Raw genomic sequence first — 11,019 nt, 5'->3', positions numbered from 1 at the left:
TTCAAAAATTTTAATTAAATTAATCTTCATAAGTATAGGGGCTGATTTTGGATTTGACAGCAAAGATTAGTTATAAAAGAAAGCATACCGTGTTACGTAAGGTTATTCACGTTAATCAAGCGTTACAAATTATAAACGGCGAAAAACAGTACGCTTTTGCTGCTTAATGTAAAATTCATTATAGCTTAATCTGCAAAAATAACGCAGAAGCAAAATATCTCTCAGAGATTTATCCTTATAATTTCTGATTTAGAGATACTAAAAATATTAAGGATAAGAAAACAGATGATTCTTAAGTTTTCTAAAAACTATATTTTGAATCTAAGTTTTTATTCAATATCCAAAAATTGAATAAATACGGATAAAAATATTTTTTGGATAAGTATGTAGAAATCTTTTAGACTACTTGTTTGGACGCGGGTTCGAATCCCGCCAGCTCCATTTTTTTAATCAATTTTGATACAAAAAAACAAAATTCAATTTTTTTTATATAGTATTTTTTCAGGTATTTTATTGGTATTTGGTTGGCCTACGAGCGGGAATCCTATATTTTTATTTATAGCTTTTATTCCTTTATTATATATAGAAGATTGCTTAAATCATTCTTTTTTTTACATTTTTATTTTTTCTTTTATTACTTTTTTAACATGGAATGCTATTTCTACATCGTGGTTATCCTATGCAAAAAGAACTAATGGAATTTTTGCTATAGAAGCTTATTTAATTCCTATATTGATTAATTCTTTCTTTATGTCAACTGTTTTTACTTGTTATTCGTGTATAAAAAAATATACAAAAAGTAAAAAAATAGGGTACGTATTTTTAGTTTGTTTGTGGATTTTATTTGAAAAAATGCATTTAGAATGGGAATTATCTTGGCCATGGTTAAATTTAGGAAATGGTTTTTCTAATCATATAGAATGGATTCAATGGTATGAATATACTGGAACTTTAGGAGGATCTATATGGATATGGATCGTAAATATTGTATTTATAGAATCTATTTTAGAATATAAAAAAAATAAAAATATAGTTTTCTTTTATAAAAAAATTTTTTTTAATATAGCTCAAATTTTTTTTTTGATTTTTGTTTCAAATATTATATATATAAAATATGAATGTAAAAAATATGAAAAATATGTAGATACATTAATTTTACAACCTAATATTGATCCATATTATCAAAAATATAAAATTTCAACAAATAAACTAATTTTAAAATTAAAAAAATTAATAGATAAAAAAATATCTAAAAAATCCATCATAATAATAGCTCCTGAAACTACATTTCCCGGAAATGGAAATAAAATATCAACAAAAAATATAAGTAAAAATAGAATTATCTCTGTATTTATAGATTATTTAAAAAAAAAATCACCAAATACTGTATTTATTACAGGTATGGAGTTATATACATTGTATAAAAAAAATAATAGTAAAACTACTGTTCCTAACAATACAAAATGGGTAGATATTTTTAATTCAGTTATTCAAATAGGAACTAATGAAAATATAGAGTATCATCATAAATCTAAATTAGTCCCAGCAGTAGAAACTTTTCCTTATAAAAAAATTTTCTTTCCTATATTAGGAAATATTTTACTTAATTTTGGAGGAACTGTAATGGAACTTGGTAAACAAGATTATCCTTCTGTTTTTAAACATCCTTATTTAGGAATAAAAATAGCACCTATTATCTGTTATGAATCTGTATTTGGAGAATACGTTTCTAATTTTTTTAAAAAAAATGCTGAATTGATGGTTATTATTACCAATGATGGATGGTGGGGATCATCAGAGGGACATAAACAACATATGTTTTATGCACGTTTAAGAGCTATTGAAAATAGAAAATACATAGCTAGATCTGCCAATACAGGAATTTCTTGTTGTATAAACGAAAAAGGAGAAATAATATCTTCTATTCCATATGGAATAGAAGGAATTTTGTACAATAGAATATATCTCAATAAAAAGAAAACTTTTTATATCAAACATGGGGATTTTATTGCTAAAATAAGTTTGTTAACAACAATAATAATCTTATTATACACTGTAATATATAAGATATACATCATCAAAAAAATATAAATTTTAAATTTTTATTTTCTGATAAGCTGTTCCTATATGGTTAATAATATCATGAGAAATGATCGATTCTTCGCTTGATTTTTTGGATACTATATCTCCTGATAATCCATGTAAATAAACTCCCATAATACATGCTTCTTTTGGAGAATATTTTTGAGATAATAAACTCATAATCATACCAGTTAAAACATCTCCACTACCAGCTGTTGCCATTCCTGGATTTCCAGTGCTATTAAAATATAAATTTCCATAAGGAGTAGAAATTACGGTATGAGAACCTTTTAATACAATAAATATTTTATATTTTTTAGACATTTTTTTTAAAATATTCAATTTTTGATAATCATTTTTCCATGCCCCACATAATCTATAAAATTCTTTTGGATGTGGAGTAAGAATAGTTTCTTTTGGAAGAAGATCCAATAAATATAGATTATTTGATAATATATTTATGGCATCTGCATCAATAATCATAGGTATTTTTTTATTTTTTAATAAAAAAGATTCTAAAGCATATGCAGTTTTTGGATGCTCTCCTATTCCCATACCTATTCCTATTGCATTGATATCAGTAGGAGTAGAAATCATAATATTTCCAATACAATATTTATTTATATCTGTTTTTACAATTGCTTCTGGTATAGATTTTTGTATAATTTTATATCCACAAGATGGTACATATATACTTAATTTTCCTATTCCAGCACGAAAACTTGCTTTTGCGGAAAGTATAACAGATCCCATCATTCCATAACTTCCTCCTATAATAATTCCATGTCCATAATTTCCTTTATGAGAAAATTTTTTTCTTTTTCTCTTATATATAGTATGAATATATGCATTATCTATATAAAAATTTTTAGTATGTATTTTATTAAAAAAATGTTTTTTCCATCCAATATTTAAAATACGCCATTTTCCAACATAATCGGAATAACTAGGGAAAAAAAAAGGTAATTTTGGAACTTCAAAAGTTAAAGTATGAGTAGCCTTTATTATTCCTTCAAAATTTTTATGATTTTTTTCTATAAAAAGTCCAGAAGGAATGTCTATAGATATCACAGATTTAAATTTTTTTTCATTAATATAATTAAAAAAAAATTTCCAATATTTATTTATGGAACGATTAAATCCTATTCCGAAAATAGCATCAATAAGATAACTATTATTATCTAAAGATGGGAATTCTTGACCTTCATCAATAGTTTTAAATGCTATTCTATATCTTAATATTTTATTTTTATTTATTAAAAATTCATTTGAACAGTGATTAGAAATATTAACTACATATACAGAAACTTTTGCTCCGTATAAATATAACATTTTAGCTAAAGAAAGGCCATCTCCACCATTATTTCCATTTCCTGCTAATATTATAAATGGTTCTTTTAGAACTTGAAAACATTTACTATTGATTATCCAATCAAAACACCTTTTAGATGCTCTTTCCATTAATTCTATAGAAGAAATAGATTCGTAATCAATACAGTATTGATCTACTTTTCTGATTTGATTTAAAGAAAGAATTTTCATTTTTTAAAATGAATTTATTATTTTTGATTTTATAAGTATTTATATTATATAGAAAAATCTTATTTGTATCTGCAAATATAAACGATTTATCTAGATGTCCGAGTATAATTTGACCCTTCCAGCCATGGGTGAAAGTATAGCTGAGGCTACTATCATTCGTTGGTTAAAAGAAGAGGGAGATTTTATAAAAAAAGAAGAACTTTTAGTAGAAATAGCTACGGATAAAGTAGATTCTGAAATTTCTTCCCCAGTAAATGGAATATTAAAAAAGAAATTATTTTTTCCTAATGAAATAGCTAAAGTAGGAAGCTCAATAGCTATTTTAGAAACGGAAGAAAAATTAAAAATATTTCCTATAGAGGAAAAAAATATTTCTATAGAAAAAAAAGAAGAAAATAATAAACGTTTTTATTCTCCTCTTGTCCGTAATATAGCTAATATAGAAGGAATTAATTACTATGAATTGGATTCAATAGAAGGAACTGGAGAAAGGGGACGTGTTACTAAAAAAGATATATTGAAATATATTCATATAAAAAAAAATAAAATTGTTATACCTAAATATGATAATATTTTTTTATCATGCAATAAAAATAAGAATAAAAAAAACGAAGAAGTTGTAGAAAAAATGGATAGAATCCGTAAACTAACTGCAGAACATATGATGATTAGCAAAAATATATCTGCGCATGTGACTTCTTTTGTTGAAGCGGATGTAACAAATATTATAAAATGGCGAGAAAAAATGAAAGATTCTTTTCAAAAAAAGACGGGAGAAAAATTGACTTTAATGTCCGTTTTTGTAGAATGCGTAGTAAAAGCGATAAAGGATCTTCCTATGATTAATATATCTGTTAATGGAACGAATATAATCAAAAAAAAAAATATTCATATAGGATTAGCGACAGCTTTACCAAATGGTAATTTAATTGTTCCTGTAATAAAACATGCAGATTCTTACAATTTAGTAGGATTAATAAAAATTATTAATGATTTAATAAAAAGAGCAAAATCTAATAAATTAAAACCTGAAGAAACTCAAGGAGGAACCTATACTATTAGCAATATAGGTAGTTTTGGAAATCTTTTTGGAACTCCTATTATACATCAACCACAAGTTGCTATTATGGCTATAGGGTTAATACAAAAAAAATTATCTATCATAGAAACTCAAAATGGAGACTTAATAGGCATAAGACACAAAATTTATTTATCCCACTCTTATGATCATCGTGTAATAGATGGAGTTTTAGGTGGAGGTTTCGCAAAAAAAGTAGCTTTATATTTAGAAGAATTTAACTGTTATACAAAAATATAAAAATTATAAAATATGAAAATAAATTTTGATGCATTTATTGAAATTCCAAAAGGAAGTAGAAATAAATATGAATTTGATAAAAAAAATAATAGAATGAGATTAGATAGAGTTTTATACTCTCCTATGAGCTATCCAACGGATTATGGTTTTATTCCAAAAACACTTTCTATGGATGGAGATCCATTAGATGTATTAGTATTTTTGACTGAACCTACAATTCCAGGTTGTTTAATAAAAGTAAAACCTATCGGTATTTTTTTTATGATAGATGAAAAAGGAGAAGATGAAAAAATTATTTGCGTTCCTATTGCTGATCCTAATTATAATACAATAAACAGTATTGATGAGATAGCATTACATACTAAAAAAGAGATTGAACATTTTTTTTCGGTCTATAAAGATCTAGAAAACAAAAAAGTTAAAATAGGAAATTGGAAAAATCAAAAAGAAGCTATTTTTGTATATAAACAATCTTGTTTACGATATAAAAATAATTTAACGCAAATGTAATTCTTTTAATTTTTCATCTTTTAAAAAAGATGGGGCATTTATCATCATGTCTTGTCCATAATTATTTTTTGGAAAAGCTATGAAATTTTTTATATTATCATTTCCTTCCAAAAGATTCATAAATCTATCTAAACCAAAAGCTATTCCTCCATGAGGTGGAGTACCATATTCAAAAGCTTTGATAAAAAATCCGAATTTAGATTCTATTTCTTTTGTAGAAAGTCCTAAATGTTTAAAAATTATATTTTGTATATTTTTATTATGAATGCGTATAGATCCACCTCCAATTTCTATTCCATTTATAATTAAATCGTAAGATTTAGAACGAATATGTTCTGGAGATTTTTCCAATAAATGAATATCTTCTTCTTTTGGACTAGTAAATGGATGATGTACAGCCTTATACCTTTTAAATTTTTCTTCCCATTCAAAAAGAGGTAAATCTATAATCCATAAGGGTTTAAAAATTTTATAATTGATTAAATTTAAATAATGAGCTATTTCTAAACGTATTTTTCCAAGTATTTCTCTTGTTTTTCTTTTTTTTCCGAAAGAAATAAATAATAAATCACCAGGTTTAGCTTGAAAACGTTTTACAAGAATTTTTAAAAATTCCTTATTCATAAAATTTTGTTTAGAATAAAGAAAAGTTTTATCCAGTAAATATTGAATCCATAAAAAATTTTTATTCTTTATTTTTTTTAAAAAAAAATTAATTTTATCATGAATATTATTACATTTTGTTACTTTTATCCCTATTACCAATTCTTGCTCCTTTAAAAAATTGATATTTTTTTTTTGAACTAAATCATTCAATTCTATAAATGACATGTCGAAACGAATATCAGGACTATCTGTCCCATACATTTTAATGGCATCATAATAGGAAATACAAGGAAAAGGATCTAATTGAATATTCTTCATTTTTTTAAATAAATGTTTTACAAAATGTTCAAAAAAAATTAAGACGTCATTCACTTCTACAAAAGACATTTCACAATCTATTTGTGTAAATTCTATTTGTCTATCAGAACGAGCATCTTCATCCCTAAAACATTTTACTATTTGAAAATATTTATCTATTCCACCTATCATCAATAATTGTTTAAATAGTTGAGGAGATTGAGATAATGCATAAAATTTTCCAACGTGTGTTCTAGATGGAACAACAAAACTTCTAGCCCCTTCTGGAGTTTCATTTATCAATATAGGAGTTTCGATTTCTAAAAAACCATTCTTAGAAAGAAAATTTCGTGTTTCCAAAGCAATATCATGACGAAGAATCAAATTATTTTTAATAGGATTTCTTCTTAAATCAAGATATCTATATCTCATTCTAATTTCCTCATTTCCATCTGTTTTATTTTCTATAGAAAAAGGAATAGGGGAAGAATAATTTAATATTTCTAGATGAGAAACTAAAATTTCTATTTCTCCTGTATAAATATTGTAATTTTTAGATAATCTTTCTACTACTTTCCCTATAACTTTAATTAAAAATTCCTTACCTAAGGAAATATTTACCCTTTCTTTTGGAAAAATAAGTTGTGTAATTCCAAAATAATCTCGAATATCTATAAAAAATAGTGATCCTAAGTTTCTTATTTTTTGAATCCATCCAGATAATATGACTTCTTTTCCAATATCCTTTTTACACAATTCACCGCAATTATGTGTTCTATACATTATAGTTATTAACTTTTATTCACTGTTTCTAACTCTTCATAAACTTCTACAAGGTCTCCAGATTTTAGATTATGATAATTTTTTATTCCTAATCCACATTCATATCCTTTATGAACCTCTTTAACATCTTCTTTAAAACGTTTAAGAGAAGTAAATTCACCATTATGGATCACGATGCCTTCTCTAATTAATCTTACTTTTGCTTGACGTGATAATTTTCCTTCTATAACCATACATCCAGCTACAGTTCCTGTTTTTGGTATTTTAAAAATTTCTCTTATTTCTGCATTTCCTAAAATTTTTTCTTTTATTTCAGGAGATAGCATCCCATCCATAGCTTCTTGAATATCATTAATGACATCATATATAATAGAGTAAGTTCGTATTTCTATATTTTCTTTTTTTTCTATATTTTTAGCTCCAATATTAGGACGTACATTAAATCCTATTATAATCGCATCTGAAGCACTTGCCAATAATACATCAGATTCTTTTATTTGACCAACTCCTTTATAAATAATATTGATCATGATTGTATTTGTAGATAATTTTTGAAGAGCATCAGCAATAGCTTCTACTGAACCATCTACATCTCCTTTAATAATTATTTTTAATTCTTTAAAATCTCCTAGTGCTATTCTTCTTCCTATTTCATCTAATGTAAGATGTTTTTGAGCTCGTATATTTTGTTCTCTTTGTAATTGTTCTCTTCTGGAAGCAAGTTGCTTTGCTTCTTTTTCATCTTTAAATACTTTAAATTTATCTCCTGCAGTAGGAGCTCCGTTTAATCCTAATATAGTAATAGGTTTTGATGGCCCTGCTAAAGAAATAGATTTTCCTCGTTCATCTAAAATACTTTTTACTTTTCCATGATTACTTCCTGCTAATACATAATCTCCAACTTTTAATGTTCCTCCTTGCAACAGCAAAGTCGTAATATATCCTCTTCCTTTATCTAAAGAAGCTTCTATAACTGTTCCTATTGCAGGTTTGTTAGGATTTGCTTTTAAATCTAATAATTCAGCGACCAAAAGAACTTTTTCTAATAATTTATCGACTCCAGTTCCTAATTTTGCTGATATTTCTTGGGATGTATATTTTCCTCCCCATTCCTCTACTAAAAGATTTAAATTTGCTAATTGTTCTCTAATTTTATCAGAATTTGCATTTATTTTATCCATTTTATTAAATACAAAAATAATAGGAACATTAGCTGCTTTAGCATGACTAATAGCTTCTTTAGTTTGTGGCATAACTTTATCATCCGCTGCAATAACTATAATGGCAATATCTGTTATTTGAGCCCCTCTTGCACGCATAGCAGTGAATGCTTCATGACCTGGAGTATCCAAAAAAGTAATACTTTCTTTATTTGAACATGCTACACTGTAAGCAGCTATATGTTGAGTAATACCACCAGCTTCCCCAGCAATTACATTTGTTTTTCTAATATGATCTAATAAAGATGTTTTTCCATGATCGACATGTCCCATTACAGTAATAATTGGAGGTCTAGGTTGTAAATTTTTTTCCAAATCTTTATCATCTTGGACTGCTTCCTCTAAATCTAATCCAACAAATTCCACATTATATCCAAACTCATCTGCTACTAAAGTTAATATTTCTGCATCTAATCTTTGGTTCATAGTAACCATAATTCCTAAAGACATACAAGAAATAATAACATCTGTTGCATTAACTTTCATCATAGATGCTAATTCATTCACGGTAGTAAATTCAGCTACTTTTAGAATTTTTTCCTTTTTTTCATTTTCTATTTCATTTTGTATAAGTCTTTTTTCTTTTTTGTATTGACGTTTTTCTTTTCTAATTTTTGAAGCTTTTGATTTGATACCTTTAGATGATAACTTTTCTAAAGTTTCTTTTATTTGTTTTTCTATTTGTTCGTCAGTAACTACTAATTTTTTGAAATTTTTTTTATTTTTAGTTTTTTCTATTTTTTTTTCACTAGAACTAGAAGAAAAATGTTTTTTTTCTTTATCTTTTTCCTGTTTTTTTCTTACAGAAAGATTTTTCATTTCATCAATAAAAATTTCTTTTTTAATTCTTTTTCGTTTTTTTTTGATGTTATTTTCTTGTTTTGTTCTTTTTTTTTCAAATTGAGATAAATCAATTCTATCTCCTGTTAACATGACTCCATCTAATTTTTGATAGATAGTATCAATATGTTCAGGTTTGTTATTTATAAATTTTGTTTCTATTTTTTTTTCTTTATTATTTTTTTTTTCTTCAGTATCATATTTTTTATCTACAATATTTATTTTTCCTATTTTTTTGAATTTAATAAAATTTTCTGATCGAGCACGTATAATTTGAGGAGCATGAATATGTTTTGATTTTAGTAATTCTTCTTTTATTTTTTCTTTTTCCATCCTTTTTTGTAAAACAACTTTTTCAGAGGCATCCCGTATTTCTTTATAAGTTTGAAATTCTCTAACAAGAAATTTGTATACCTTTTCTTCTATTTTTGTATTAGGATTATGTTCTATTTCAATTCCTTTTTTTTGTAAAAAATTAATTACTCTTTGTAAAGAAATATTAAATTTGGTTAATACTGTTTTTAATCTTATTTTATCCGTCATAAATAAAAATTTAGTAATAAAAACTTATGTATTTATATTTAATTCCTCCTCAAATTCTTTTTTCAATATATTAACTATCTTGTTGATTATTTTTGTTTCAAGATTGGTACATCTACTTAAGTCATTTCTACTATAATTTAAAACAGATTTTGCAGTATTTAAGCCAATTTTATGAAATTTTTCTAATACTTCTGGTTCTATTTCATCTGAAAATTCCGTTAATTCTACGTCATCTTCATAAGGATAATCTCTAAATATATGAATTTTATATCCAGTTAATTGACTAGCTAATTTTATATTTTGCCCACCTCTTCCAATTGCTTTTGATATTTCTTCAAGTTTGACATATACGTTTACATACTTGTGTTCCTCATTTACTTCCATCATAGAAACTTTAGCAGGACTAAGTGATCTTGTTATGTACAATTGTGTATTAGAGGTATAATTAATTACATCTATATTTTCATTTTTTAATTCTCTAACAATAGGATGTATTCTAGATCCTTTCATCCCTACACAAGCTCCAATTGGATCAATACGATCATCATAAGATTCTACAGCAATTTTAGCTTTTTCACCTGGTATACGTGCTACTTTTTTAACTGTAATTAACCCATCAGAAACTTCTGGTATTTCTAACTTAAAAAGTTCTTCCAAAAAAGCTTCATCTTTTCTAGTAAGAATTGCAAAAGGCTTATTATCTTTCCAATCTACTCGTTTCACTAATGCTTTTACGGGATCTCCTTTTCTAAAAAAATCACTTGGTATTTGTTCTTGTTTAGGTAAAACCATTTCGTTTTGTTCTTCATCTCTCATGATGATTTGTTTTGGTAGAATATGATATACTTCAACATTCATAATTTCTCCTATTTTATTTTTGAATTTTTTATAAGTATTTGTATTATCATATTCATTTATTTTTGAAAGCAAATTTTGTTTTAAAGATAAAATTGCTCTTCTACCTAAAGATTTTAGCTCAACTTTTTCTGTTACTTCTTCTCCTATTTCAAAATCAGGTTCTATTTTACGTGCAATCGATAGTTCAATTTCTTTATTTAGATCCTTTATTTTTCCATCTTGTACAACGATACGATTTCTCCATATTTCTAAATCTCCTTGATCCGGATTTACAATAATATCATAATTTTTAGATGAATCATATTTTTTTCTTAAAACGCATCGTATAGATTCTTCTAAAATAGCCATAAGACTTACTCTATCTATATTTTTTTCATATTTGAAATTTGAAAAAGAATCTATTAAAGCTTCATTATTCAT

The 11,019-nt window shown here is 25.5% G+C and carries 7 protein-coding genes and 1 other RNA gene; 4 read left to right on the top strand and 4 right to left on the bottom strand.

Features of this window, described 5'->3' with window-relative positions; translation table 11 throughout:
• Positions 1-37: 37 nt before the first annotated feature.
• Positions 38-444, top strand: a transfer-messenger RNA (tmRNA) gene (gene ssrA, locus H0H59_RS00040).
• Between the two features lie 12 nt (positions 445-456).
• Positions 457-2,091, top strand: a complete 1,635-nt coding sequence (gene lnt, locus H0H59_RS00035; protein ID WP_238785018.1) for an apolipoprotein N-acyltransferase — start codon at positions 457-459, stop codon at positions 2,089-2,091.
• A 3-nt stretch (positions 2,092-2,094) separates the two neighbouring features.
• On the opposite strand, the gene H0H59_RS00030 is transcribed toward lnt, so the two are convergent.
• Positions 2,095-3,624 carry an NAD(P)H-hydrate dehydratase gene (locus H0H59_RS00030; protein ID WP_185862146.1) on the bottom strand — a complete coding sequence of 510 codons (1,530 nt, stop codon included), beginning with the start codon at positions 3,622-3,624 and terminating at the stop codon, positions 2,095-2,097.
• Between the two features lie 94 nt (positions 3,625-3,718).
• Between H0H59_RS00030 and H0H59_RS00025 the strand changes: the two genes are divergently transcribed.
• Together H0H59_RS00025 and H0H59_RS00020 are read left to right on the top strand one after the other, a co-directional pair.
• Complete coding sequence (locus tag H0H59_RS00025; RefSeq protein ID WP_185862145.1) at positions 3,719-4,942, top strand: dihydrolipoamide acetyltransferase family protein; 1,224 nt, start codon at positions 3,719-3,721, stop codon at positions 4,940-4,942.
• A gap of 12 nt (positions 4,943-4,954) precedes the next feature.
• Positions 4,955-5,452, top strand: a complete 498-nt coding sequence (locus H0H59_RS00020) for an inorganic diphosphatase (RefSeq protein WP_185862144.1) — start codon at positions 4,955-4,957, stop codon at positions 5,450-5,452.
• Here H0H59_RS00020 and aspS read toward each other — a convergent pair.
• From aspS to nusA, 3 genes are read right to left on the bottom strand one after another with little or no spacing between them, the layout of a single operon-like run.
• Positions 5,438-7,138 (bottom strand): aspartate--tRNA ligase, encoded by a 1,701-nt coding sequence (gene aspS / locus H0H59_RS00015; RefSeq protein WP_185862143.1) that lies wholly within the window; start codon positions 7,136-7,138, stop codon positions 5,438-5,440. The two genes, H0H59_RS00020 and aspS, sit on opposite strands and share 15 nt — an antisense overlap.
• 8 nt (positions 7,139-7,146) lie before the next feature.
• Complete coding sequence (gene infB, locus H0H59_RS00010; protein ID WP_185862142.1) at positions 7,147-9,741, bottom strand: translation initiation factor IF-2; 2,595 nt, start codon at positions 9,739-9,741, stop codon at positions 7,147-7,149.
• 24 nt (positions 9,742-9,765) lie between these two features.
• Positions 9,766-11,019, bottom strand: coding sequence for a transcription termination factor NusA (gene nusA, locus H0H59_RS00005; RefSeq protein WP_194295615.1), 1,254 nt, complete (start codon positions 11,017-11,019; stop codon positions 9,766-9,768).

Origin of the sequence: Blattabacterium cuenoti (assembly GCF_014251715.1) — a bacterium.
Taxonomy (GTDB): domain Bacteria; phylum Bacteroidota; class Bacteroidia; order Flavobacteriales; family Blattabacteriaceae; genus Blattabacterium; species Blattabacterium cuenoti_M.
This window is presented reverse-complemented; position numbering and strand designations above follow the sequence as displayed.

Bases quoted from the DNA above. Each gene is read 5' to 3' on its own strand.
- H0H59_RS00030 (WP_185862146.1), bottom strand. From the start codon at position 3,624: ATGAAAATTCTTTCTTTAAATCAAATCAGAAAAGTAGATCAATACTGT.
- H0H59_RS00025 (WP_185862145.1), top strand. From the start codon at position 3,719: ATGTCCGAGTATAATTTGACCCTTCCAGCCATGGGTGAAAGTATAGCT.
- H0H59_RS00020 (WP_185862144.1), top strand. From the start codon at position 4,955: ATGAAAATAAATTTTGATGCATTTATTGAAATTCCAAAAGGAAGTAGA.
- aspS (WP_185862143.1), bottom strand. From the start codon at position 7,138: ATGTATAGAACACATAATTGCGGTGAATTGTGTAAAAAGGATATTGGA.
- infB (WP_185862142.1), bottom strand. From the start codon at position 9,741: ATGACGGATAAAATAAGATTAAAAACAGTATTAACCAAATTTAATATT.
- nusA (WP_194295615.1), bottom strand. From the start codon at position 11,019: ATGAATAATGAAGCTTTAATAGATTCTTTTTCAAATTTCAAATATGAA.